The organism is Macrococcus capreoli (assembly GCF_025628935.1).
In the GTDB taxonomy this organism is placed as follows: domain Bacteria; phylum Bacillota; class Bacilli; order Staphylococcales; family Staphylococcaceae; genus Macrococcoides; species Macrococcoides capreoli.
This window is the reverse complement of record NZ_JAOTIS010000004.1, coordinates 51,141-77,662: the sequence shown is the minus strand read 5'-3', so window position 1 is coordinate 77,662 and position 26,522 is coordinate 51,141. Positions and strand designations below refer to the sequence as shown.

24 protein-coding genes are annotated in these 26,522 nt (G+C 34.0%); 9 read left to right on the top strand and 15 right to left on the bottom strand.

Features of this window, described 5'->3' with window-relative positions; translation table 11 throughout:
• Positions 1-15: 15 nt before the first annotated feature.
• Positions 16-1,008: a D-2-hydroxyacid dehydrogenase gene (locus OCL94_RS04235; protein WP_262994919.1), complete on the bottom strand. Its 993-nt coding sequence runs from the start codon at positions 1,006-1,008 to the stop codon at positions 16-18.
• A 16-nt stretch (positions 1,009-1,024) separates the two neighbouring features.
• A complete protein-coding gene (locus OCL94_RS04230; protein WP_262994917.1) occupies positions 1,025-2,083 on the bottom strand; it encodes a PTS transporter subunit IIC in 1,059 nt (352 codons plus the stop codon).
• Positions 2,084-2,330: 247 nt separating this feature from the next.
• Here OCL94_RS04230 and deoD point away from each other — a divergent pair, with 247 nt between their 5' ends.
• The 7 genes from deoD (at position 2,331) to OCL94_RS04195 (ending at position 9,377) form a co-directional block, all read left to right on the top strand.
• Entirely contained in the window at positions 2,331-3,047 is a 717-nt protein-coding gene (deoD, locus tag OCL94_RS04225; protein WP_262994915.1) for a purine-nucleoside phosphorylase, read from the top strand.
• 155 nt (positions 3,048-3,202) lie between these two features.
• The gene (gene efeO / locus OCL94_RS04220) at positions 3,203-4,066 is read left to right on the top strand and encodes an iron uptake system protein EfeO (RefSeq protein WP_262994913.1); all 864 of its coding nucleotides are present in this window, start codon (positions 3,203-3,205) and stop codon (positions 4,064-4,066) included.
• Between the two features lie 6 nt (positions 4,067-4,072).
• The gene (efeB, locus tag OCL94_RS04215) at positions 4,073-5,308 is read left to right on the top strand and encodes an iron uptake transporter deferrochelatase/peroxidase subunit (protein ID WP_411268472.1); all 1,236 of its coding nucleotides are present in this window, start codon (positions 4,073-4,075) and stop codon (positions 5,306-5,308) included.
• The gene (locus OCL94_RS04210; RefSeq protein WP_262994911.1) at positions 5,283-6,980 is read left to right on the top strand and encodes an FTR1 family iron permease; all 1,698 of its coding nucleotides are present in this window, start codon (positions 5,283-5,285) and stop codon (positions 6,978-6,980) included. Before efeB ends, OCL94_RS04210 begins: the two co-directional genes overlap by 26 nt.
• Before the next feature lie 152 nt (positions 6,981-7,132).
• A complete protein-coding gene (locus tag OCL94_RS04205) occupies positions 7,133-7,741 on the top strand; it encodes a DedA family protein (protein WP_262994909.1) in 609 nt (202 codons plus the stop codon).
• A 288-nt stretch (positions 7,742-8,029) separates the two neighbouring features.
• Positions 8,030-8,809 carry a TerC family protein gene (locus OCL94_RS04200; protein ID WP_262994907.1) on the top strand — a complete coding sequence of 260 codons (780 nt, stop codon included), beginning with the start codon at positions 8,030-8,032 and terminating at the stop codon, positions 8,807-8,809.
• Positions 8,810-8,951: 142 nt separating this feature from the next.
• On the top strand, positions 8,952-9,377 hold the full coding sequence (locus tag OCL94_RS04195; protein ID WP_262994905.1) for a hypothetical protein: 426 nt from the start codon (positions 8,952-8,954) through the stop codon (positions 9,375-9,377).
• 209 nt (positions 9,378-9,586) lie between these two features.
• On the opposite strand, the gene OCL94_RS04190 is transcribed toward OCL94_RS04195, so the two are convergent.
• On the bottom strand, positions 9,587-10,021 hold the full coding sequence (locus tag OCL94_RS04190; RefSeq protein ID WP_262994904.1) for a hypothetical protein: 435 nt from the start codon (positions 10,019-10,021) through the stop codon (positions 9,587-9,589).
• A gap of 224 nt (positions 10,022-10,245) precedes the next feature.
• Between OCL94_RS04190 and OCL94_RS04185 the strand changes: the two genes are divergently transcribed.
• Together OCL94_RS04185 and OCL94_RS04180 are read left to right on the top strand one after the other, a co-directional pair.
• Entirely contained in the window at positions 10,246-12,927 is a 2,682-nt protein-coding gene (locus tag OCL94_RS04185) for a YhgE/Pip domain-containing protein (RefSeq protein ID WP_262994902.1), read from the top strand.
• 62 nt (positions 12,928-12,989) lie between these two features.
• Positions 12,990-13,823: a YitT family protein gene (locus OCL94_RS04180; RefSeq protein ID WP_262994900.1), complete on the top strand. Its 834-nt coding sequence runs from the start codon at positions 12,990-12,992 to the stop codon at positions 13,821-13,823.
• A gap of 24 nt (positions 13,824-13,847) precedes the next feature.
• On the opposite strand, the gene OCL94_RS04175 is transcribed toward OCL94_RS04180, so the two are convergent.
• From OCL94_RS04175 to OCL94_RS04120, 12 genes are all read right to left on the bottom strand, one after another.
• Positions 13,848-14,753 carry an alpha/beta hydrolase gene (locus tag OCL94_RS04175; RefSeq protein ID WP_262994899.1) on the bottom strand — a complete coding sequence of 302 codons (906 nt, stop codon included), beginning with the start codon at positions 14,751-14,753 and terminating at the stop codon, positions 13,848-13,850.
• Positions 14,754-14,856: 103 nt separating this feature from the next.
• Positions 14,857-15,570 (bottom strand): antiholin-like protein LrgB, encoded by a 714-nt coding sequence (gene lrgB, locus OCL94_RS04170; protein WP_262994898.1) that lies wholly within the window; start codon positions 15,568-15,570, stop codon positions 14,857-14,859.
• A 2-nt stretch (positions 15,571-15,572) separates the two neighbouring features.
• Complete coding sequence (lrgA, locus tag OCL94_RS04165; RefSeq protein ID WP_262994897.1) at positions 15,573-16,004, bottom strand: antiholin-like murein hydrolase modulator LrgA; 432 nt, start codon at positions 16,002-16,004, stop codon at positions 15,573-15,575.
• A 120-nt stretch (positions 16,005-16,124) separates the two neighbouring features.
• Entirely contained in the window at positions 16,125-16,847 is a 723-nt protein-coding gene (locus OCL94_RS04160) for a LytTR family transcriptional regulator DNA-binding domain-containing protein (protein ID WP_262994896.1), read from the bottom strand.
• Complete coding sequence (locus tag OCL94_RS04155) at positions 16,847-18,598, bottom strand: sensor histidine kinase (RefSeq protein WP_262994895.1); 1,752 nt, start codon at positions 18,596-18,598, stop codon at positions 16,847-16,849. The genes OCL94_RS04160 and OCL94_RS04155 overlap by 1 nt, the downstream gene beginning before the upstream one ends.
• 75 nt (positions 18,599-18,673) lie before the next feature.
• On the bottom strand, positions 18,674-20,434 hold the full coding sequence (locus OCL94_RS04150) for an acyltransferase family protein (RefSeq protein ID WP_262994894.1): 1,761 nt from the start codon (positions 20,432-20,434) through the stop codon (positions 18,674-18,676).
• 411 nt (positions 20,435-20,845) lie between these two features.
• A complete protein-coding gene (locus OCL94_RS04145; RefSeq protein WP_262994893.1) occupies positions 20,846-21,481 on the bottom strand; it encodes an FMN-dependent NADH-azoreductase in 636 nt (211 codons plus the stop codon).
• 168 nt (positions 21,482-21,649) lie between these two features.
• Positions 21,650-22,021, bottom strand: a complete 372-nt coding sequence (locus OCL94_RS04140) for an iron chaperone (RefSeq protein WP_262994891.1) — start codon at positions 22,019-22,021, stop codon at positions 21,650-21,652.
• A 20-nt stretch (positions 22,022-22,041) separates the two neighbouring features.
• Positions 22,042-22,713 carry an ABC transporter ATP-binding protein gene (locus OCL94_RS04135; RefSeq protein ID WP_262994889.1) on the bottom strand — a complete coding sequence of 224 codons (672 nt, stop codon included), beginning with the start codon at positions 22,711-22,713 and terminating at the stop codon, positions 22,042-22,044.
• Positions 22,710-23,639 (bottom strand): ABC transporter permease, encoded by a 930-nt coding sequence (locus OCL94_RS04130; protein ID WP_262994887.1) that lies wholly within the window; start codon positions 23,637-23,639, stop codon positions 22,710-22,712. The genes OCL94_RS04135 and OCL94_RS04130 overlap by 4 nt, the downstream gene beginning before the upstream one ends.
• Positions 23,636-24,799, bottom strand: a complete 1,164-nt coding sequence (locus OCL94_RS04125) for an ABC transporter permease (RefSeq protein WP_262994885.1) — start codon at positions 24,797-24,799, stop codon at positions 23,636-23,638. The genes OCL94_RS04130 and OCL94_RS04125 overlap by 4 nt, the downstream gene beginning before the upstream one ends.
• 52 nt (positions 24,800-24,851) lie before the next feature.
• Positions 24,852-26,330, bottom strand: a complete 1,479-nt coding sequence (locus OCL94_RS04120; protein ID WP_262994883.1) for a flagellar basal body-associated FliL family protein — start codon at positions 26,328-26,330, stop codon at positions 24,852-24,854.
• Positions 26,331-26,522 lie beyond the last annotated feature (192 nt).

The window sequence follows — 26,522 nt, the reverse complement described above, 5'->3', positions numbered from 1 at the left end:
TCATTTATCTCAAAACTAATTCACTCTATTTTGACATGTTCCTGTTTCAATTACTTCTTTTGCTGAATTTAGCCCACCTTCGACTAAATTCATTACTGCTGTTTCTGTATAAAATGCGATATGTTGCGTAACTTGAACATCGTCACGTTCAATGAGTTCTAACAACACTTTATCTTCAATTGATTTCTCTCTATAATCTTTCGGAAAATAATCCGCTTCAAATTCATACGTATCTAATGCGGCTGCAGTTACTTTACCAGAGTTTAAAGCATCAAGCAATGCTTGTGTATCTACAATGCCCCCGCGTGCCGTATTAACAATATATACACCATCTTTCATTTTTTCAAACAATGATTTATTAAACATATGTGCATTCTCTTTTGTAAGTGGCATATGAATAGAAATCAAATCTGCCTGACTGACTGCTTCCTCCAAAGTATCCACATATGTCATGAATGACGTCAATGTTTCATCTGGCAATAGATCATATCCAATAATTTCTGCGCCAAAACCATTTAATATTTGCCCCGTTATACGACCAATACGGCCCGTACCAATGATAGCGACTTTCATTGAACGCATTTCTTTACTAATAATCGATTTGTTCCATGTAAAGTCATGCATTCTCATTTTGCGCTGAATCTTCTCAGTATTACGAATAATATTCATAGCTGATGTAACAGCAAACTCAGCGATTGCATTAGGAGAGTAACTTGGTACGTTGGAGACAATGATATTGTGTTCTGTTGCCTTCTCCAAATTAAACATGTCATAACCCGCCGAACGTTGAGCTAATTGTTTAATACCAAGACGAGCGACCGCTTCATAAATATCATCATCAAACTTAGCTGTTTGACTTGTTGATACAGCATCATAACCTTTAACAAGATGCACTGTGTCCATCGTTAATGGTCCTTCATTAAATGTAACTTCAATTCCTTCACGTTCTGCCCATTCCATTGCCGCTTGCTTTTCATCTTCACGCGTGCCAAACATTAGTATTCTCATCGATTAACATTCACTCCTATTCACCAGACTGAAATTTAAACACTTCTGGTCCATACACTTTAAATTTCAAGCAAAGTGCATTGACAGCTAAACCTGTTATAACAGGAATTACAATATAAGATAATCCTAGTATACCTAAATTAATAAGTATATTGCCATCCATAAACTTTAATGCATTAATCGGTCCTACTAACCCTGAATAACCAAATCCTGCAGAAGCAGGTGTTCCTTGAATATTAAATATTGCACCCGCTAAACCACTCATTGCCGCTGTAACTGCGATCGGTAATATGATGATTGGATATTTTATTAAATTTGGCATCATCATCTTCATAGCACCCATCAGTATAGCGATTGTTACACCCGATTTATTTACTTTAATTGAACCAATTGCAAGCATCGTCGCAGCTGCAGCCACGCCTAAGTTTGCCGCACCTGATGCCATGCCAGATATACCGATCGCCATTGCAATTGCAACTGTTGAAATTGGAGAAATAATAAGAATACTAAAGACGATCGCTATTAACACACACATGACAATTGGTTGTAAATTCGTAAAGCTATTAACGAGTTGTCCTAACGAGCTTGTAATTAATTTAACATACGGTAAGCTTAATAATCCTACTAATCCAGCTAATCCCCCAGCAATAATCGGCAACAAGATGATATTTAATGAACCTAAACGATCTTTAATCCATAATATAATTAAGACAGAAATAGAAGCTGTTAACATTGTATTAATCAAATCACCAATACCCACTAACACCCATGCTTTTTCCTGGAACACGGCCGCTCCACTACCTACAAATGCTGCTGTACCAACAATAACCGTTTGTAATGGATTTAATTTAAACTGCATTGCAATGAGTACCCCAACAATTACGGGTACTGTGAACTGAATACCTACTACAACATTTAATAATGTACCGAAGAACGGATGGAATTGTGTTAAATATTTAAATAGTTCCCCTAAAATTGCATTAGGAATTAATCCAACAACAATACCAAGTGCCACACCATTTAAAACTTTGAATAAAAACGATTTTGCCGTGAGCTTTTGCTGTAATTCAGTCATATGAATGACCCCCTCAAATAGTATTATTTTTAAATCAATTTTTGCACCGCTACCTTAAATTTTATTATCATTTTACAACTCTTCTACACTTATAATATATCATCTTGTGAACGTATTCACAAATAGATTTTTTATTTATACATTTTGTCTTTATCGGCATATTTTAATTTACACTCTGACTTGAAATAATACGCATTACTCTGTAGACTGAAGGTAATACTATAGAAACGAAAAGGAGACTTACATTATGTCTAAATCAACACCGCACATTAAACCAGAAAACAATCCAATCGCAGAAACGATTCTTTTACCAGGTGATCCATTACGCGCGAAATTTATTGCTGACACATATCTAGAAGATGTTGTTCAATTCAATGAAGTACGTAATATGTTTGGATACACTGGAACGTATAAAGGGAAACGTATCTCTGTAATGGGAACAGGTATGGGTATTCCATCAATCGGTATTTACTCTTACGAATTAATTCACACATTTGGTGTTAAAAACTTAATCCGTGTTGGATCTTGTGGTGCTATGCAAGAAGGCATTAACGTTTATGACGTAATTATTGCACAAGGTGCATCTACTGATTCAAATTACGTTGCTCAGTACGGTTTACCAGGACACTTTGCACCAATCGCTGACTACAGTTTATTAGCACGTGCGAAACAATTAGCAGACGAAAAAGGTGTTCCAAACCATGTGGGTAACGTATTATCATCTGATATTTTCTACAATGCAAACCAGGAAGCGACTGATAAATGGCGTTCAATGGGTATTTTAGCTGTAGAAATGGAATCAGCTGGTCTTTACATGAACGCTGCTTATGCTGGTGGAGATGTAAAAGCTTTAGGTATTTTCACAGTTAGCGATCACTTATTAACACATGAAGAAACAACACCAGAAGAGCGTCAAACATCATTCACAAAAATGATGGAAATCGCTTTAGAAATCGTAGAATAATTTAATATATTATCGTTCAAACGATTCCGGATACTGTGAGTATCCGGAATCGTTTTTTTGTATTGATATTATAAATTCCCTATTGACGACTATACTTTGTTACCTTTATCATTAATTGAAAATGATTATCATTAACAATAAAAAGGAGATGTATCATGAAAAAACAATTATTAACTTCTATACTGCTTGCAGGTACGTTAATACTAACGGCTTGCGGGAATGAGAAAACAGAATCAACAAACAAGAAAGAAAATCAGTCTGCAACAGAAACAAAAAAATCAGTAGATTTATCTAAAGAAACTGATGCATACAAAGCTTTTACTGTTGATCAAATCGATCATTTTGTTAAAGATACAGAAAAATTTGTTACTGCATTTAAATCAGGCAAGATTGAAGAAGCAAAAAAGATTTATCCGAAAGCACGTATGTATTTTGAACGTTCGGAGCCTGTTGCAGAAAGCTTCGGTGACTTAGATCCAAGAATCGATGCACGATTAGCTGACATGAAGGCTGAAGGTAAAGAAAAAGAGTGGTCTGGATATCATAAACTCGAAAAGGCATTATGGGTTGAAAATAAAACTGAAGGATATGAAAAAGTTGCAGATCAACTCTTGAAAGATGCAAAAGAGCTTCGTGCTAAAGTCGATACAGCAGAAGTTACACCTAAACTAATGTTACAAGGCTCAATTGATTTATTGAATGAAGTATCAACTTCTAAGATTACTGGTGAAGAAGAAATTTTCTCACATACTGATCTATACGACTTCAAAGCAAATATAGAAGGTGCGGAAAAGATTTTTACTTTATTTGAATCTAAGATCAAACAAAAAGACGAGAAACTAGCTAAAAATATTCAATCGAAGTTTGATACAGTGAACAACCTATTAAAGAAACATGAAACAGGAAATGGCGATTACGTAAGTTATGAAAAATTAACAAAAGAAGATACTAAAAAATTATCTACAGCTGTTGACCAACTTGGTGAACCGCTTAGCCAAATGGCAATAATCCTGGAGTGATGACAATTGACAAATAACAATAATATGTCACGCCGAGATTTCCTTAAAATTGCAAGTATTGGAGGTGCCGGTGTAGTTGTTGGTTCAACTGGACTCGGCACTTCATTACTTGCTATCAATCATTTCGGTAAAGACAATAAACATACAAAACACAAAGTAAATTTTTACGGTAAGTATCAATCCGGCATTATTTCAGACGTGCAGAAGCATGTCTATTTTGTCGTTTTAGAGCTTCATTCTACTGAGGTAAATGAAGTTAAAGAAATGTTTAAGCAATGGACAGCTCATAGCATAAAACTAATGAACGGTGATTTAATCGCCCCCCTCACTAATAATACTATGCTGCCTACAATTGATACTGGAGAAGCAAAAGGTTTAGATGCTGCACGTCTTACATTAACATATGGTGTTAGCCCTACTTTCTTTGATAAATTAAAAATTACGGAAAAACGTCCAAAAGATTTAAAAGATTTGCCTCACTTTCCTAAAGATCAACTAGACGATAAATTCACCGGGGGAGATATCTTTATTCAGGCATGTAGCGATGATCCGCAAGTTAATTTCCATGCAATTCGTAACTTAATTCGTGCTTCAAGCGGTATAGTCACTATGAAATGGGCTCAAACCGGATTTAATTCATTTGAAGAAAAAGACGGTAAAGTACAAACACCAAGAAACTTATTTTCGTTCAAAGACGGTACTGGTAATCCAAAAGCACATGAACAAGATGCATTAGATCAATATATCTTTGCAAATTCTGGTTGGGAAAAGAATGGCAGCTACTTGGTAGTAAGAAAAATTCAAATGCATTTAGAAACTTGGGATAGAACTGCATTAGAGGACCAGGAAGCAACTTTCGGTCGCCACCGTGATTCTGGCGCCCCGCTCGGAAAGAAAAATGAATTCGATACAGTAAATATCGAAGAAAAAGATAAAGAAGGTAATTATGTCATTCCAGAAGATTCTCACGTTCATCTTGCGAAAAAAGCAAAGACAAAAATGCTACGACGCTCATTTAGTTATACTAACGGTGTAAATGAACAAACAGGCGCTTTTGATGCTGGATTAATCTTCGTTAGTTATCAGAAATCACCTGAGCAATTTACACGAATACAAAACATGCTCGGAAGAATAGATCGTATGAATGAATATATAACGCATCGCGGTTCTGGTGTATTTTTAGTATTCCCAGGTATAAAAGAAGGAGGTTATATTGGTGAAACGCTGTTTAATTCTATTTAGTATATTCTTCTTTATTATTTCATCAAATATACACGCTGCAACTTCTTTAAGTGACTTGTTTATCGGGATTACAGATATGAAGTCAAGTATTGAAAACGAGGATAATGCAACTTTTAATCAACAACTCGCAGATTTCGAAAAATCTTATCATAAACTCCCTAAAAATGATAAGCAGCTTAATAAAGAAATAACTACTCAAATCAATGAATTAAAAACATCTAAGAATAAAGAAGAACGTCTAAAAATCATCGATAAATTAACACCTAATCTGATAACACTCGAAAAAAAACTTAATCCAGAAGATAAAGACGCAAAGCGAAAAAAATTATTGACTGTACTAACGCCTATTATCCAGGATATGAAATCTTCAATTCAAAAGAAAGACTATGCTCAAGCATTAGAAAAAAATATGACATTAAATGCGGCATGGACAGCTAATGAAAAAGTAGTTCGTGAAGATGATATCGGCCGTTACGGACAAATTGAAACTGCATTAATGATGACGCGTATCGCATTAAGCAAAGATCCCGTAGATAGTAATAGTGCTATTACGCAACTTGATAATTTAACACGTGAACTCAATGAATATATCCAAGGAAAGAAAGCAAAAAAAGCAAAAGCAGGTGACGTATCCATCCTGTCTAGTTATTTAAAGGATGCTTCAAAACAAATTGAATCAAATGATATAGATGGCGCAAAAGCTACACTCACTCAATTTATTACAACATGGCCTAACGTTGAAGGAGATATCCGCAACAGTGATGCAGCACTATATTCACAAATTGAGCAAGACATCCCTAACTATGCCGGGAGTTTAAATAAGTCTAATAAAGATAAAATTAATATTGCCTTAAAAGAACTCAACAGCAAGATTGAAAAAGCAATCGCTAAAGATCATTATACTTTCATTGATTCAGCACTCATTATGTTACGTGAAGGTGTAGAAGCATTACTTATTATTATGGCACTTATTTCAATCACTAAAAATGCAAAACAACCGAAAGCAACACGTTGGATTATTGTTGGAAGTTTAATCGGCCTATTGCTTAGTGTCGTGCTTGCAATGAGCTTTAATATTTTATTTAAAAATGTAGGACAAGGGCGAGAACAATTAGAGGCCTATGTAGGTATTTTATCTGTTATCTTTATGATATTGATTGGTGTATGGTTACATTCTAAATCATCAATTCAAAACTGGAATAAGTTTATTAATAAAAATATTACCCAGGCAATTTCATCCGGTAGTATTTTTACTTTTGCGTTTATCAGCTTCCTATCTGTATTTCGTGAGGGCGCTGAGACAATCATATTCTATGCGGGGATTGCAGGGAAAATTAGCATGGTACAGTTGTTATCGGGGATAACTTTAGCTGTTTTCGTATTAATTTTATTCGCTATTTTCTTCGATCGAATAACACGAGTCATTCCGATCCGTACGTTATTCTTTACAATGTCTATACTAATTTTCTGTTTGGCCTTTAAGATTCTAGGCGTGAGCATCCATACATTCCAAGTACTCAATCAATTGTCCAATACAACTATAGATTGGATACCACATATACAAATGGTTGGTCTATATCCAACAATCGAAACATTAATACCTCAAATCATACTCATAATATTTGTAGTAATATATTTAATAGTGACTAGAAGAAAAGAAAGAATCTCATAATTACCAGACCTATTTCATAATATTTTGTCCAACCTAATCATATAAGTTTTATACAACAATCGACCGATTTATAATGAATCGGTCGTTTGTTTTGAATTCATTACTAAAAGTACGTTAAGATAAAAATCAATACAAATATTTGGAGTGACGCTATGCAAGAATGGATTATGAAGGTTATGGAACAATTCGGATACTTCGGTGTATTCTTATTGATCCTACTTGAGAACGTATTCCCACCTATCCCCTCAGAAGTTATCTTAACATTTGGTGGATTCATGGTAGATGAATCTCCGAAACTTACTTTTACAGGTATGCTCATTGCATCAACATTAGGTGCTGTTATTGGTGCCATCATACTTTATTATGCTGGACATGTATTAGGTCTGAAACGTATCGAAAAAATCGTTGATAAATATGGTTTCATTTTAAGACTTGATATTCACGATTTACACAACGCAAATAAGTGGTTTAATAAATATGGAAATACAGCCGTATTCTTATGTCGCTTCGTTCCATTAATTCGCAGTTTAATCTCAATTCCAGCGGGTCTTAGTCAAATGGCAATTGTACCATTCATAATATATACAACAATTGGTACGCTAATCTGGAATGCTGTACTGATTTATTTAGGCATGATACTCGGCCAAAACTGGGAACTTGTACTTCACTATTTTGATATATATTCAAATGTATTATATGTATTAATGGCTGTAGTATTAATCGGTTGTATTTTTTGGTTATATAGAAGGAAGAAACATTAAAATAAAGTCATAATACTATTTACTAAAAACAAAAAACTAGCCTCTTTATTATTTCTATGATAAAGTGAATACAATGATGTCTATTCAATATACTTTGAATAGACAAACAAATGAATATCCTAAGACTTATGTCGAAGGGGAGTAGCTCAGAGGGAAACCTCAAGCATAATATCGTCATTACGAAGTTACAGGACTTCCGGTATTATGGAACACCAGTTCAGTGAGACCTTTGCCAATTATTTTGGCATGGGTCTTTTTATATTCATTAAAATAAAAGGAGGAATTATTTTGGATCCAAGTATTTTAATGGCATATGCATGGGTAGTATTAGTTTTAATTGTTTTAGAAGGGTTACTCGCTGCAGATAACGCGATTGTTATGGCAGTTATGGTGAAGCATTTACCAGAAGAACAACGTAAGAAAGCTTTATTTTATGGATTAGTTGGTGCATTTATTTTCAGATTTATTTCATTATTCTTTATTACATTTTTAGCGAAATACTGGCAAATACAGGCGCTCGGTGCAGCGTATTTAATCTTTATGTCAGCGAAAAGTTTATACACTTATTTCAAACATAAAAATCATGTCGATGATGAAACAATACCTGACATTGCTGAAGAAGAAACGATGCCTAAAGGTAGTAGTTTCTGGATGACGGTCTTAAAAGTTGAAGGTGCAGATATAGCTTTTGCGATTGACTCAATGCTTGCAGCAATTGCAATTGCTGTCACATTGCCGAAGATTGGACCAGACTTTATGGGACTTAATGCCGGCCAATTTACAGTAATGTTCATCGGAGGTATGTTAGGTGTTATCTTAATGCGATTTGCAGCAACATATTTCATCAAAATATTAGAAACGTATCCTGGATTAGAAGCAGCAGCTTTTGCTATTGTCGGATGGATTGGTATTAAACTTGTAGTATTAGTTCTTGCGCATGAATCTATCAATGTATTACCTCATACCTTCCCTCATTCGATGATGTGGCAGTTCATCTTCTGGAGTGTGTTACTTTCAATCTTAGTTATTGGATTTGTTACGAGTAAACGTGGCACGAGTAAACAATAACAAAAACATGATTACACAAATCCCGTAATAACATATGTATTTCACATAAATAACTCAAATATAAGACTAGGGAATCCCCTAGTCTTATATTTGTGATATCTATAATACAATAGAGATAAATAAGTAAAATGGAGATGATTACATGCCAGTTGGACCATCATTAAGACAATTACATGCACATAGACAAATTCATGAAACAGGTTTAGGTTTAGCTGTTAACATGACGGATGAATTAATTCGCACATATCAAAATGGTACTGAAGAAGAAGTGATTCAGGAAGTGATTGCACTCGTAGATTTCTGGGAATCACGTGTCATTAGTCATGCTGATTCTGAAGAAGAAGCAGATGGGTTCTACTCAGAAACTGTAAATCAGCATCCGGAATTATACGATAAAGTACAACAATTAATTCGTGATCACGATATTATGCGCCAAATCGTTGCAAAGATTAAAACACAAATGGAACAAGAAGGATTTTCAACACAAATTATCGATTACTTTAGAAGCTTAATTATCGTAAATGAAATTCATTCACGTGATGAGGAAGCATTTTTATTACAAGATTAATAGCAAACATATTAAAAGCGAATCAGTGCGTCACCTGATTCGCCTTTTTTGTGAGATGGACCTAAACGCATTGAAAACTGCCTCTCCCTTAAACGGCGTTTTCAATGCAGCTCCTCGTCAAATTTCACCAATCCCTTCGAAATCAAAGACCGATTTCTTGGGATTGCTTCCAATTTGTTCGGACCTAAACGCATTGAAAACTGCCTCTCCTATAACAGTGTCATTGCATGTTGTCCTAAAAATGTTGTGAACAATTTATCTTCTTCAATTCTTAAATAACCCGCCTCTACATAGTCATTTAACAATTCATCCAATGTTTCTATCGTAAGTTTCGATTCTTGATGTGCAGCAATATTACGTAATTGCTGTAATGTAATCGCATCGCCTTCATGATACTCGATTGTATTGACTATATATTTATATAATTTCACTTCTTCCAATGCATTATTAAATTCTGCCTCTAATTCTTCCTCTTCAGCGATTTCTCTTAATATCTCTTCTGTCGTCATTCGCTCATGTTGTAATGCATCTACTCTATCTTCATCTGTATGTTGTGCTATCACTTCAGTATCATAAACCATTTCATGTGGTATTAACTCCGTACGTTCGTCAATTAACAATGACACTTTTTCTTCTTCGTTCATTAGTTACACCTCATTTCTAAGTTAATTTATTTTATCATGAAAGTACGCATAAGGTGAATGATTATCAAAAGATTGTAATATAGCAACGTCATTTAATATTGCGTATTACTTTTGCCTTTTATATTGTATCCTTTCTCCCTTTTTGTTATATTAGTATATGCTAAAAGTTGAAGACATTATATTTTTTTACACAAATAATTATATTGATATAAGAAAGGAGCCCTATGAAAAACGCATTCCGTCTTTTTTTACATGATTTAAAAAACATTAAACGTGCACCTAGCTTTATTATTCTGTTGATTGGGTTATCTATTCTCCCTTCATTCTATGCATGGTTCAATTTGAGATCTTCATGGGATCCTTATTCAAACACGAAACATCTACAAGTCGCTATAATCAACGAAGATAATGGTGCTAAGATTCGAGGGAAGTCGATTAATGTTGGTAAACAATTGACTCAAACATTAAAACATAATGATAAATTTAATTGGCAATTCACAAATGACATGAAAGCGGCTGATCATAAATTACGCATGGGAGAATATTATGCTATTATTCATATCCCTTCAAATTTCTCTGAAGATATGACAAGCATCTTTCATAAAAAGCCGAAACGTGCTCACATTGATTATAAAGTGAACCAGAAAATTAATGCTATTGCACCAAAAATGACAACTGCAGGTGCAACAGCAATTACTGAATCACTAAGCGAAAAGTTTATCGCATCTGCAACTGCATCCTTACTTCAGGAAAGTAATCGTGTCGGTGTATCCATTGAAAATAAAATTCCGTTATACCATAAAATTGAGAACGCCGTATTTGACGCTGAACGTGCTATCCCAGATATGGAACGATTCCGAGATGCTGTCATCAAAATAGATGAGCATCAAGGAGATATTTCAAAATATGCAGATGAGTTTTATGCATTAAGTAATTACCGCGATAAATTAAATGGTGGTGCTAGTAAAATCATCGAAGCAAATCAACACGCATCAGATATTAAAGCAGTCGGTGAATTAATCGTAAAAGTGAATAATAATCTCCCTGAGATACAAAGTGCGTTGCAAAAAGCAAATACGATTGAAGAAAAATTTCCTGAAATAAATGCTGCTGTATCGAAAGGCATTCAAGCAACTGAAACTGCACAATCTGTATTAAACACTTCTCAAAGTGCAATGCCAAAAGTACACGATAAAATTTCAAAAGCGCAAGACATGAATCAAAAAGGTAAAGCACAATTAAGTAAGGTAGATATCCAGCCCGCGTACACTGCTCTTCATGACGGTTTAAGCGCGATGAGCAAACTATCCGGAGAAGAGGCACTTGCAACGTTAGATACGCTGGACAAACTTAACACGCTTGCACAAAGTTATCCTGGTGGATCAGAACAATTGGCACAAAATTTAAAAATTTATCAAAATAATATTCAGCAAACGATTCGATTTAATAACGAAATGATTCGGATTATGAAAGAAGTAGCAAGTTTAGGTATAGACACAGCATTAATTACAGACAAATTTCAAGAAGTTAATTCAAAGCTTAACTTATTAAACGAGGCACTTTCAGTAAGCATTACTCAAGCAACTAAGAAAGAACGCGTCACTATCGATACAGATAAAATCGCTGCCGCACAAGCTGCATTAAAATCATTAAGTGACTTTACGAATACTACGATGCTTGAACGTTTAGAAACAGGTTTAACCACTTTAAACGGTGGACTAGATGTCATTGCAGAAAAATTAAACACAGCAAGTGACTTCGCATCAAAAGTTGATACTATTCTCGGTGATGCAATGCGCATTACACAAGAAGCAAATCAAACATTAAATACAATAAACCAGCAATTACCTGCTTTTGAGAACAGATTCTCTCAAGTTAACCAAATTGCTCAGGCTAATTATCCTAAGTTTGCAGCTAAAATTGGAAAAGCAAGTCAGTTCGTACAATCTGATTTAGGTAATGTCTTAACTGACTTAAATAAATTAAGCAACTTTGCAGAAAATGATTTACCTGGTGTATTAAAAAAATATGATAAAACATCCCAGTTACTCCAGAATAAATTACCAGGTGCACAAAGTGGCATACACGAACTCGCACAATTTGCCCGTAATGATTTACCTGGTATTGAGCAAGACATTAAGAAAGCAGCTCAAAAATTAAGAGACTTTGATGATAAAGATGCATTAAACAAACTCGTAAAGTTATTGCGCAATGATTTAAAAGATGAATCTGATTATTTCGCAAAACCTATTCAATTAGATGAGACACAAATATTCCCTATTCCGAATTATGGATCAGCAAGTGCACCTTTCTATACTGCATTAGCACTTTGGGTTGGCGCATTACTTTGTGGTAACTTACTGACTACTGAATTGAAAGATCAATCAATTAAAGATAAATTTAGTTTAAGAGAACTTTATTTAGGTCGTATGATCTTATTTTTACTCATCAGTGTGGCACAAGCGATTATCGTTGTTCTGGGTAACCTATTCATATTAGATGCTTACGCAAAGCATCCTATATACAATGTATTGTTTGCGATTCTCGTCGGATTGGCATTTACGGTCATTGTTTATACGCTTGTCAGCTTACTCGGTAATATTGGTAAGGCGCTTGCTATCATTATTATGGTATTGCAAATTGCTGGCGGTGGCGGAACGTTCCCAATTCAAGTTACGCCATTATTCTTCCAACATATCCATCCGTTCTTACCTTTTACGTATGCGGTCGATTTATTACGTGAAGCAGTCGGTGGTATTACGCCTGAACTTGTATGGACGAAACTTGGCTTCCTTTATTTAATTACAGCCATTATATTTGCAATTGGTGTTATATTGAAACCGAAATTCGAACCGATTAAGAAGGGGTTCTATGCAAGAAGTCAAGCGAGTAATCTTGTAGAATAAGCACCTATTCATTCAAAAAAATACTTGTTATAATGGCTATACATGAATAAAGGAGCTTAACAATGAACTATCGGGACAATGTATTATTTAAAATGGTAATTACCATTATCGGATCATTTCTAATCGCATTTGCCTTCAATGTCTTCTTATTATCAAATGATGTATTGAGCAGTGGCATAGGAGGATTAGCATTATTATTAAATAAATTATTGCATGTCGATGCAGGATTACTGAATTTATTGCTCAATTTACCGCTGCTCATACTTGGGTTTATGAAATTAAAGAAATCTGTCATGTATAATACGGTACTTAGTGTAGCTGTTCTATCATTCTTTTTATCCGTTATTCCTGTAAAAAGTATCGCCAATGAAGTGTTTGTTAACGTCATCTTTGGTGGTGTACTCGTTGGCATTGGTGTAGGGATTATATTAAAATACTCAGGTACAACGGGTGGCATGGATATTGTTGCTATGATTATTAGCCAGAACAGCAATATTTCTATTGGCTTAATCATGACTATTCTTAACGGTATCATCATTATTTGCTCAGGATTCTTATTCGATTGGAATTTAGCATTAATGACTTTATTATCTATCTACATTACAGGTAAGACGGTAGATACAATCTTTACATCTAACATTAAACTTACCGTAAATATCATCACCTCTAATTACGAAGGTATCCGTCAAGGATTGATTGATGAAATTTATCGCGGCATTACCGTTACTGACGTATATGGTGGATATTCTAATGATAAAAAGCATATGATTACGATGGTACTGACACGTTATGAACTGCAAAATGTAATACGCATTGCGAAGACACATGATGAAAACTGCTTTATCAACGTATATGAAACGACTGAAGTACATGGTAATTTTGCAAGAAATAATTAAAGAAAGAGGATGAAGACTTATGTCTCATCCTCTTTCTTCTATTATTCCTTTAAAAAATTTCGTTTCATCTAATGTACATTGCCTTGCATATGGTCTTCTAATATCCATTTGAAAGTTATGTTGCGCAAAGTAATCACCTTGACCATATTCACGATAGATGGTTTTCACGCCTTGCTTTCTTAAATATAAAAGTATATCCGGTGACTTCCCTACCAACATATCATTTACACTACTTGCTACAAATGTTGCAGGAAAATTTGCATTAATATACGGCTCAAAGTTAATCTCCTGTTGTTTCACGTGAAAGTCCTTCCCGATATAATCTTCCATTAATCCACGCACCATATATCTTGTTAATGACTTTTTCTTCGCAATTGCAATATCAATCGCATTAAAAAATCCACAATTAATTGCAACACCTTTCACGTTGATATCCGGAATTCTATACTGAAAATAGTGCTGATACTGTTCACTGGTTAACATCGTAACGTATTGTGCCATAATTTGTGCACCCGCAGAATCACCGATCATAAATAATCGCTTCATATCTATATCGTACTGTTCACCATTATCCTTTAACCAGTGCACACACTCATTCAACTGCACGATAGGTGTCGGATATTTCTGCATTGGTGCTAAATCATAATCATAACTCACAACTGCAAATCCATGCGTAGCTAAAGTCATACAGTATCCTTCGTAAGTTTCTTTATTTGAATAGACATACCCTCCGCCATGTACATTGACGATTACAGGATACTGATTTTGCTTAATCTCAGGATAATAAATATTTAATGTATTATTCTGCGTTCGATCACTATATGCAATACCCCTTATTACCCGAATACCGTTAGGTAGTTTGTTAAACGTATCTTTATATTGATCCAATGTTTTTATCATGACGTTAAATAGTTTAGATTGTATCGTCATTCTGTCACCCCTTGAATGTCTTCTTATTCTAACTATAACAAAATGGACCAGCATATGCCGGTCCATTTCATTCGTCATTTCGCTAATTACTTTTAACTATATATTAAGCACCGAGTAATATAGGTGTAAGCATGGGGATGATAACTACTACAATTACACCTACAATTACTAAAGCGATACTTGCCATTGAAGTTTCTGTTTCACCTAATTCAGTTGCAGCAGACACACCTAATGCATGACCACTCGTACCTAACGCTAATCCTCTGGCAATTGGGTTGCTAATTTTAAAGAAACGTAACATTTTATTACCTAGTGCATAAATGATAACTGCATTTAATATTACTGCTAAAGAAGTTAATTCCGGAATACCTCCAATGCCTTTTGACACTGGTAAAGCAATTGCTGTTGTTGCTGCTTGTGGTAACATTGACGCAATAATATCCGTACCAAAGCCGAAGAGTTTCGCAACACCGAAGATACCAAAGATTGCACCAGTCGTACCTAATGCAATACCACCGATGATGTGTAACCAATATTTTTGTAATACATCACGCTTTTTATATAAAGGTATTGCAAAGCAAATTGTTGCCGGTTCTAAGAAGAAACTAATAATACTACCACCTTTATTATACGTATCAAAGTCGATACCTGTAACCGCTAAAAATGTAATGCCAAATACCATACCTACGAATAGTGGTGCGAATAAGAAGAAACCATTAGACTTCTTAAATAAGATTTGTCCGATAACGAATGGTACGATTGTTAGCAATATACCAAAGTATACTGTGTTAACACCTAAATGATCTAATAAAGTCATGATTAACGCACCTCCGCATTACGATACTTTTTAAGTTCTTTTGTACTTTTTTCTGGAGCGTTCTCTTTACGCTCTGTCATCATTACAATCATTTGTGAGAAGAAGCCTGTGCATAATAATAATAATAACGTTGAAATGAAGATTAATCCGATAATTAAGAATGGATGTGCACTAATCAACCCTAAAGATTTCACTACTGAAATACCAGCAGGCACGAATAATAAACCGATGTTATCCGTAAGTGCTGTACCCACTTTCTCAACTTGCCCTAATTTCACGATACCTGTACATAAACAAATAAATAATAATACGAGTCCAATCACTGAAGCTGGCATTGGAATTGGCATGAATGTTTCAATAATTTTTGAGATGAGTAAAATTACTGAAATAACGATGACTTGATGGAAAAAGTTATAAGTTTTTGTATTTGTCATTTTAAATGACCTCCCGTTTTTTATCTTGAGTTCATATTACAATGAAAAATACATCAATAAAGCGTTTTCACTTTGAAATGCAAAAATGAATACTTGAAATGCAAAAAAATAAGGCTAAAATTAATTTAGCCCTATCTCATGTTTAAATTGCTTAATATACGAGCGTGATACTTGTAGCTTTACATCTTTCGTAAGCTTTACCTGATACGTATTATTAAACCACTGCTCTGCAGATTTAATATGATTTTTATTAATGATACTCGAGCGATGAATACGCATAAATTTATCTTGTGGCATCTTTTTCTCGAAAGCACTCAGCGGTTCATTAATGACATAATGATTGTTCACTGTCACGATATTCAACTTACCTTCTTCCACAAATAATGCAATAATGTCATGTGTGTTAATCACATAAATTTTATCATCAAGCTGCACAGAGATGGTCGAAATCGGATTCCCTTGTTTGTGAGGTAGCTCTTCACTTTGCATTCTCGCCTGTGCTTTCTCAAGTGCGGTTTGAATACGATTTAATTCAAATGGTTTGAGTACATAATCCAGTGCATTGAGTTCAAACGCTTTTACCGCATACGTATCATGTGCTGTTGCAAACACAATCATTGGTGGTGTTTTCATTTTGTTAATTTTTCGAGCTAAATCAAGCCCACTTTCATTGATTAAGTTAATATCTAAAAATAATAAATCATATGTTTCTGATAATAACGCAGTTAACGTCTCTTCTACCGAATCCGCTTCATGCGTGATATGTGTATCATCAATTTTATGAATTAAATACTGCAACTCATTGCGTGCTAAAGGTTCATCATCTACAACTAATATCTTCATTATTCATCCTCCTTTCTTTCGTATGGAATATGTGCGAAAAATTGTGTCCCATTATCACCGGTTACAAACTGTAATCTTGCATCCATATTATATAATCCAACGAGACGTTTATTTAAATTTTCAAGCGCACTTCCTGTGCCTGAAGTTGAATCCACTTCAATTAATCCAATTTTATCACGTTTATCAACAGGTATTCCGTTCCCGTTGTCACTTACTGCTATAATGATTTCATCCAAATCTCTCTTTACTTCTACATCAATAATATTGCCAGTCTTACGATTATGAAAAGCATGCTTTATAGCATTCTCAACTAATATTTGAATAATAAACGGTGGTACTTGTGCATCCACACATGTTGGCTCAACATTAAAGTGAATATTAAATCGGTTCGGAAATCGTGCCTGTTCAAGTGATAAATAAGCTTCGACTTGCTGAATTTCTTTATCGATCGTAATGGTTTTCTGTCTCGCACCTTGTAAATTCGATCTGAAGAAATGACTTAAATTCAGTAATAATTCACGTGCTTTCTCACTATCCACTCGAATGAGTGCAGATATTGTATTCATCGCGTTAAAGAAGAAATGAGGATTCACCTGTGCCTGTAGCGACTTAATTTCGGCATCCTTTAATAATTTCGTCTGCATTTCAATTTCTCCTAATTCAATTTGACTAGAAAATATTGCCGCTAATCCTTCAGCTAAACGACGTTCAACATAAGTCAGCTTCTTATTATCCGTAAAATACAGTTTCAATGTCCCTACGACTTCGTCATTGACATATAATGGTATCACAATTGCACCTTCAAGCGGACATCCAGGATGTGTACATCCGATTTCTTCTTTAGAATGTGCTTCTTTAATTTCGCCGGATTTAATCACTTGCTTCGATAACTCAGTAATAATCTTTTTCTTTGGGACGTGATGGTCACTCGCTGCACCAACATGGGCTAATATATCGGTCTTACTCGTAATAGATACTGCAGATACTTTCATTAAATCTTTAATAATTTGCGCCGCCTGTGTCGCACTAGATTCGTTTAAACCTAGTCGAAAATACGGCAATGTCTGATTCGCAAGATTTAATACGTCATGCGTTTGAACAGCACGCATATGTTGTTCCTGTTGTAACGTCGACAAGATGATTGATAGAAATATCGCCGTACCTAAACTATTAATTAAAGTCATCGGTAAGATAATAAATGAGACAAGTTCTTTTGCGTGTTGTATGTCAGAAGCAAAGCTAATAATACAAATCATTTGTATTAATTCCATCATAGCACCAAGAATGATACCTTGAATAATGGTCGGGTACTGATTGTTCTTTAACGCACGGTAGCCGAAATAACCCGATACTAATCCAATGAGACATGATGAAATGACGTAAGTATAAGCATCTACGCCTCCAATTAAATATCTCGAAATACCGGAAACGATTCCTACACCGATCCCTACTGCCGGTCCTCCTACAAGACCTGCCACACTAATCGTAAGGACACGTGTATTCGCGATAGCTGCATCACTTGATATCGTTCTGAATATTTGGCTCGAAACGATATGATTATCTCTAATTTCAACGCCCGTAAAGTTTGATACGACAGCAAATAATGCAAAAATAATAAATAACTGAATTTGAGATGAAACTTTTTCTCTTTCACTCATAACCTTTTTAAAGTGCGCAATATTCATTAATATGTACGCAACAATGATAATTAGCCCAACTCGTTCTAACAAAAAGATAAATAATTCAAACATAGGCGCCTCCTTATTTACTATTATTATACGATTAAACATAATAAAAAGGATAGGTCGCCCTATCCTTTCATCAACTTATTTTTCTACTGTTTTTACAATTTCATCTGTAACAATTTTATTCATTGCTTTAATACCTGGGTATTCTAAGTGAATACCGTCCGGTGCAAAGTATTCTGGATGCCCTTGTGACACTTTGTACCAGTCAATAATATGAACGTTTTTATATTTTTTCGCTGAACGGTACATCTCTTCATTTACGTGCGCTTCGTAATCTCTCGGCACACGCGCTGTAACTAGAAATACTTGTGCCTTATTAAACTTCTTCAATATTGTTTCCATATGATAATCTTCAAAGTCACCATTCGTTCCTAAATAGAGTACGACAATACCATCTTTACGATTAAATTCCGGATAATTATCTGCGACAGGAATCGCTTTATATATACTACGCCCAATTTCTCCGTCAATCGTTGCATTCGGAAATACGCGCTTAATATAATCATTAATATCAACAAGCACAGAATCTCCAATAAATAATGGTGCATGCGGATAAGTCTTTGTTGGCACTTCTCCTTCTTTACCATCTACTTGAATTGGTGCAATACGTTTCACTGCGGGTGCAATAGATTTCGTTTTCGTTACTACAATTTTATCTGTATTTTCCGGCGCTGCAGCTTTAACTGTCGCCACTAAATAAGGCGTTACCAGTAATAAATACAAACTAATCAGTAACGTCGTAAATTGCTTCACTGATTTAATATCGATAAACGTCTTTAAGCCTCTTTTACGGAATGGCTGCTCAATCAATTGATAGCTAATGATTGCCATTACTACAGTTAATACAATCGATAGTATATGAATATACCAAGGAATTTGACCTTGAATAAAGTGTGACTGCATTAGTACAATAATTGGATAATGCCATAAGTATAAACTATATGAATATCGTCCGATCCATGTTAATAACGGTAAACTAAAGAATTTAGAGATTAACGTTTGTGGATGTACGATTGCCATTATAAATAGCAACGTAAATATACCTAAAATATATAAACCACCCTGGAAGACATTCGCACTATGATCCGTATATACAAAGAACGAGCGAATTAAAAATATCGCACCAATTAATCCGATAACATCAATCACTCTTACTGCATACATTGGTGCGTTTTGTTTCAATTTATATGCCGGCCAGATGAGTGCTAACATCGCGCCTAATAACAATGTTTGAAGACGTGTATCTGTACCAAAGTAAATACGGGAAATGCTGATTGCAGGATTGTACATTGCCCACATTACGCCCATAGAAATAATAGAAATCACGAAGAATACGATAAAGATATTCGACTTTTTCTTCAAAAATTTAAACAGCATTAATAAGATAAACGGGAAAAACAAATAAAATTGCTCTTCAATTGCCAATGACCATAAATGCTTTAATGGTCGTGGCTCTAAACTTTGAAAATAGTCTAAACCATCAAATATATACCACCAGTTTGAAACATAAACCAATGCAGCATACATATCCTTTTTTACTTGGTAAAGTAATTCACGATCAAAGAAAATAATGTACTGAACAACAATAAACATCATAAAAAGTACAGGTGGTAATAAACGTTTAACACGTTTATACCAGAAATGAAATAAATTAATTGAACCGTTTGCTTCATATTCTTTTATCAACAATGTTGTAATTAAATACCCTGAAATAATAAAGAATGTATCTACACCTAAAAATCCACCTGGTAACCATTTTGGATTAAGGTGAAATATAATAATCGCTATGACTGCGATAGCTCTCATTCCATCTAACCCAGGAAAATATTGCCTTTTCATTAATATGCCCACCTTTTTTAACATAAACGTAACATAATTGTAATACTTTATTAATGATACAATCTTATCAAAAATATTACAACCCAATTATCGAATTTATAAATTGATGAATGTAATATCATTAGTTAGAATATCATTTTTACATTAAAAATCACAACTTATATCAGGCTTCTTCCTGATATAAGTTGTGATTCAAATTGCTCATATAGACATATTTAATTATTTGTTGTCTTTATCTTCTTTAACTTCTTTAACTGTACCTTTAATCGTTGTTTTCGTTTGATCTTTTACAGTACCTGAAATTGTACCTTTGTTCTCTTCAGCCATTTGAATAGCCTCCTTTTTATTTCTATACATCATATTATAACGTATATCAATAAAATTTGATAACGATAACTATTCTATCGTTACTTAAAACGTTAATGCTAACTTTTCTGCTTTTTCAATCGCTGCCGCTTTAATTGCGTCTGCTTGATCTGGTAATGCATTGTGTCCTTCAATAATTAATTCTTCAATACTTGGAATACCCATGAATCCAAGTATTGTTTGTAAATAACGGTTACCCATTTCATAATTTGCTGCTGGTCCTTCTGTATAGAATCCACCACGCGCTTGAACTAATAATGCTTTTTTATCTGTTAATAAACCAACTGGTCCATTTTCAGTATATTTAAATGATTTGCCTGCAATTGCAACTGTATCAATATAAGCTTTCACGACTGCCGGGAATGATAAATTCCACATTGGCGCAACAAATACATACTTATCAGCTGCTGCAAATTCATCACTTAATTCTTCAATACGCGCTACTTTTTGTTGTTCTGTTTCAGATAATGTTTCGAATGCTTCTCCTGAGCGCAATTTCCCCCAACCTGAGAATACTTCTTTATCTAATAAAGGAATAAATGTATCATATAAATCGATATGTTTCACATCATGTTCTGGATGTGCTGCTTTATAACTTTCAATAAATGCTTTTCCTGTTGCCATTGAGAATGAAATTGTTTCATCGTTCGGATGTGCTGTAATGTATAATACTTTAGTCATGTGTAATATCTCCTCTAAATTTAATTAAGTTTATTTTTTATACTCGATATAATTATTATAGTTCTATTTGTATAATAGTCAACTAAAATGTTTTATTTTTTATAACTAAAAAATAAAACGAGGAGGAATAAAAGATCCCCCTCTTAGCAACAGTTTAAATAGACAATACTACTTTCTCCAGAATGTATTGATATCTCGCTTATCTTCTATATTATACGTAATCATTTCATGCAATAATTCATATGGTATTTCCTGATGCCACTTCACTTTAAATAATCCTGCTGTTTGATCATACCCCGCTTCAGCGATTTTCTCTTTAAATAATGCCATTGTTTTATTTTCAGGTGCAATTGAGATATGCGCTTTTGCAGTACTAATTCCGAGAATAAATGTACCATGATCAGTATACATCGGCGTATTCCATTTAAATGCTCTTTCCAATTGCGGATATTGCGTTTCAATCCACTCAAATAAATCCTGTACTTTTCCTAAATGATTTACATCGTCAATTTTATCGAAAAACAAATCAAATTGATGCATCAGCTTCCTCCATCATCTGCTTAATTGCGTTGTAGTATATCTTCAAATGGCCAACCTTTTTCTATTAACACTTCTTTATAAAATGGGTCTTTGCCAATCAACTTTATTGTATCACCAATCGCTTCAACTTCATCTAAATGATGTGTTGTTAATATAATCAATTTATTCTGCTTTAATTCATTTATTAAACGGTGGATGTCGTATCTTGATTTCAAATCAATACCAACAGTCGGTTCATCCAGAATAATAATTTCAGGATTCCCTAGTAAACCGATTAACATATTTACTTTACGTTTCGTACCACCTGATAGCGATGCTACTCTCGCTTTATCTTCAAATAAGTTGAGCGACTTTTTATAGCTGTTGATGCGTTCAGTATCAATCGGATTTTTATAGAGTCCTCTAAAGAAATCAATATTTTCAGATACTGACATATGCTCGAATAATGCGATATCCTGTGGAATATATCCCAGCCTTTCCTTTAATGCTTTAGACGACAGTGACTCACCGAAATATCGAATTGCTCCTCCGTCCTGACGTTCTAGTTTCGCAATCATACGTAATAACGTCGATTTTCCTGCGCCATTTTCACCTAGCAATATCGTTACCGCATTCGCTTTAAATGTAGTATTCAGTTGATTGAATATTACTTTTTTACCATATCTTTTATTTAAATTTTCAACTTCAATCATAATAGTCCTCCCGTAACGATAGACATATACAATGCGATAAGTGCAATTGTAAAGGTCACAGTCATAAACAATCGATGACTTATTGTTCGTACGTTAAATAACAATACACTGAGCACCACTTCATAAATGAGTGTACACACGAAGCAAATTGTATAAAACTTTATACTCAAATGTTGTTGCATTAAATGTGCCATGATATAGAGTGTGAGCATAATGAAACACGTATGCACAGTAATATAAACGAAATGCATATATGTACGCATACGATTAAACATAAATAATCGATCTAGTGCCGCATCCTGCTTTAATCTTTGATGTAATATTATTTGTATTGCCGATACAAACAATATCATACTATAAATCATGCTTAAACTCATCGATGTGTCCTGATGCGTTCCTATCGCATATTGCTTTAATTTGCTCGTCGGTGTCAGCTCCTCATACTTTTGTTTAACTTGTTCTCTCTCTACTTTTTCGTGTTGGTTAATATGCTTTGTCACGATATAAGGAATTTGTTGTTCATATAACGTCTTACTCGTAATTTCCTGGGCAATAGCACCAACGAAATCATCTCGATAATAGAGTTGTATCGCATCTCTCATTGATTGATGTGCTAACTTATCTTCAAATCCTTTTGGAATAGAGAAAGTTAATACTGAAATGTTTGCTTTTATTTGATCCTCAATAAATGCATCTTCTTTATCCAGTTGTTGTACTGACACAAATTTATTTTGTGCTAACGCCTTAACTAGCTGCTTTGATGCATGAGATTCATCTAAATCCTGCACTGCTATTGGCATCTTAAAGACTGCATTCATCTTTTGTTCAATCCCATATAACGCTAGGAAAGTGAGCATCAATGTAAACATTAGGGCTACATAGGCTTTCCATTGTTTAAATACGACAAGGTATAGTATTGATTTCATCTTCTATACCTCCAGATTAAAGTAATGATTAATAACATAGTTAATGAAGCAACTGTTATATAAAAAGGCATTTCTGTCTTAATTAAATAATTATTCAATAATAATTCTACTAAATGATTAAATATATGATTGAATGGCTGATGATACAATAAACCACCCCATGCATCTTTAAAATAAACAGAAGGAATCGTAGCACCAGAAAATACAATGATTAATAAAGTAAGTATCATGTTCAACAATATATTCATCACTTTAGGCATGAATTCACATATTAATAAGCATATAAAAATAAGTAATAAGTAATAACCGATATTGAATATAAGCGGCACTGTATTATAACTTTCAAAATCTACGGCCATCCAATGATTTAATGCCCATAATCCTAATCCTGCAATAATACATGTATAGCATAAACTAATCACACCTCGAACGAGTGTCAGCTTTTCATAAGAATAATGAAACATGGCTAAACGCTCTTTTAATGCTTGTTCCTGATTCATCTTTAATATGCTAAATAAGGCTAAGAAGAATAAGTACAAACTAATAAAGTAAGCAGACAAGGTATAATACTGATAGCTGTCGTATAGCTTAACCGTATGCTCATCAAATGCACCTTTGCGATCTAAACCTGTAAATAGCATATCCGTCATCATAGTGAGCATTTCATCTTTCGTCGTTTCCGGATAAAGTGTTTTATACGCTTTTGCACCACCCATTGATAACATTAAACGACTGTAAACTGAATCAGTAAGTTGATAAATAATAATACTTTCCAGTGATTGTTGATCGTATGTGTAAACTGAAATCGGTAAGTTACCTTGCTGATAAAATACTTGAGTCATTCCTTTATCAAAGACAAAATAGCCATCGAGTTGATGTTGTTTTAGTTTCTGTCTCGCTGTGTTCTCGTCATAGTGCTTCAATTCAATATCTTTCCCCATGCTCTGACCATCACCGATTGCCTTCAATATCAATTGTGTTTCTTTTGACTGATCTAAATCTACTAATCCTATCGAGAACTTATCTTGTTTATTGTCATGCATATGCGTTAAAAATAACAACACACCGATGACTGAAATAAATAATAGCAATATATATACTAGCAAATACCACTTTTTCAATAGAAAAGAGTGATAAATGCTGAATAATTGACGCTTCACATTTATCACTCCCCGTTGTTTTCTTACATATATGCGCTCAATAAATATGAGGCTATTCTAAATCTTTGCTGACATCTTCAAATATTTTTCCAGCTTTTTCTGATATTTCTTTTTGTAAATCTTCAATTTCACTGTCAGACATCGTACTTAAATCTTTAGCACCTTCTGTTTTTACTTTAACATCCTGCTTAAGTTTCGTCACAGCGTCAATCATTAATTTGATTGGCTCGTTATCAACTTCCGTTGAAATTTCCATCTTTTGTTTTTGTTCATTGTTTCCGATATCTGTAACCATATCATTCGTATAATTTAATAAAGCTTCTTGTCCTACTAATTTAGTTAAATCAACTGTTCCTTTATCCGTACGTTTATCGCCATCAACTTTAGATTCATTGACAAATTTGATTTCTTTTTCGCCGTTGTCATTTACAGTAATTTTGTAGTCATCTTTATAGTTGTTATCTTTTTTATCTGATGAACCTGCAATAGCAAAAATATTTGGCTCTGTATCCGTAGAAGCTTTAATGTCTACTTTAACATTGTCATCAATTTTTGTTAATGCATCCAGTTTTACTTCACCTTTATCTTTTGAAAGGACTAAGTTACGTTTTAAGATCTTTTTACCATCAACGTAAATTGTAGAAACCACTTTAGGAAAGTCTGTTTCTTTTTGATCCTTCAGTTCTTTTAACGCTTTATCGATTTCTTTATCAAAGTCAGTACCTTTTGCTTGTTGTGTAATTAAGTCTTTTAGTTCTTTATCGCTCTTTGCTTGTTCAAGTACTGCAACAAGTATTTCTTTAACTTCTTTTGGCTGTAAAGTCATTGTTAATTTATCAAGATTTTTTTCTTCATCAAAGATTTTAACTTTTTCAGTATCTTTTTTAAACTGGTCATCTTTTAATTTTTCAGTAAGCGTTTCTGTATAACGATCAACAATTTTATTAATATCTTCTTGAGACACCTGTGCATTACCAAGAATATTATTTAAGTTTAATGAATCATTTGTCATCGTATCATCGGTCGGTGAACCTGTAATTTTATCAATTGTTTCAACGATTTTATTATTTGGAATACTTAATACGTTATTGAGTACTGGTGCAGAGATATACTGGTTCTTTTCATCTGCCTGCCAAGCAAATTCACCTAATTTGTTATCTGCAATAGTTGGTGTAATGCTTAAGTTAGACATTTTCTTTTTACTATCATGCGCCATGTTTAATACTAAATTAGAAGAATCGATTACTGATTTTGGTACACCTAATTGAGAAACTAATGTTTCTGGTACATCTGCTCCTAATTTTAAATTAACAGCGTAATTTTCATCCTTCATCTTCTCTTGAAATTTCGTTTCGTTCTCAAAACGCGTGCTTACATAATCCTGAACTGACTTAAATGACTCCTGCTCACTTAATAAGTAGGCGTTCTTTGGTGTATTCGTTAAGAAAAAGTAAGCTGCTGCTGCCCCACCACCAATTAATAAAACGAGTGCTGCAATAATTCCTATGAGCAATCCCTTCGATTTTTTCATATTTTATTCCTCCACGTTTTTGATTTTTATCTTCACTATTAATGATAACAAAACAATAATAATTACGAAATAGTTTTCACAAAAATAGCCATAATTATTATTATTTATGAAAATTAGTTTACTCAGCTTTGAAATTTTGTGAAAATTGTATGCAAAATCACTACTTTCACAATTATATTTTTTCATTCATCA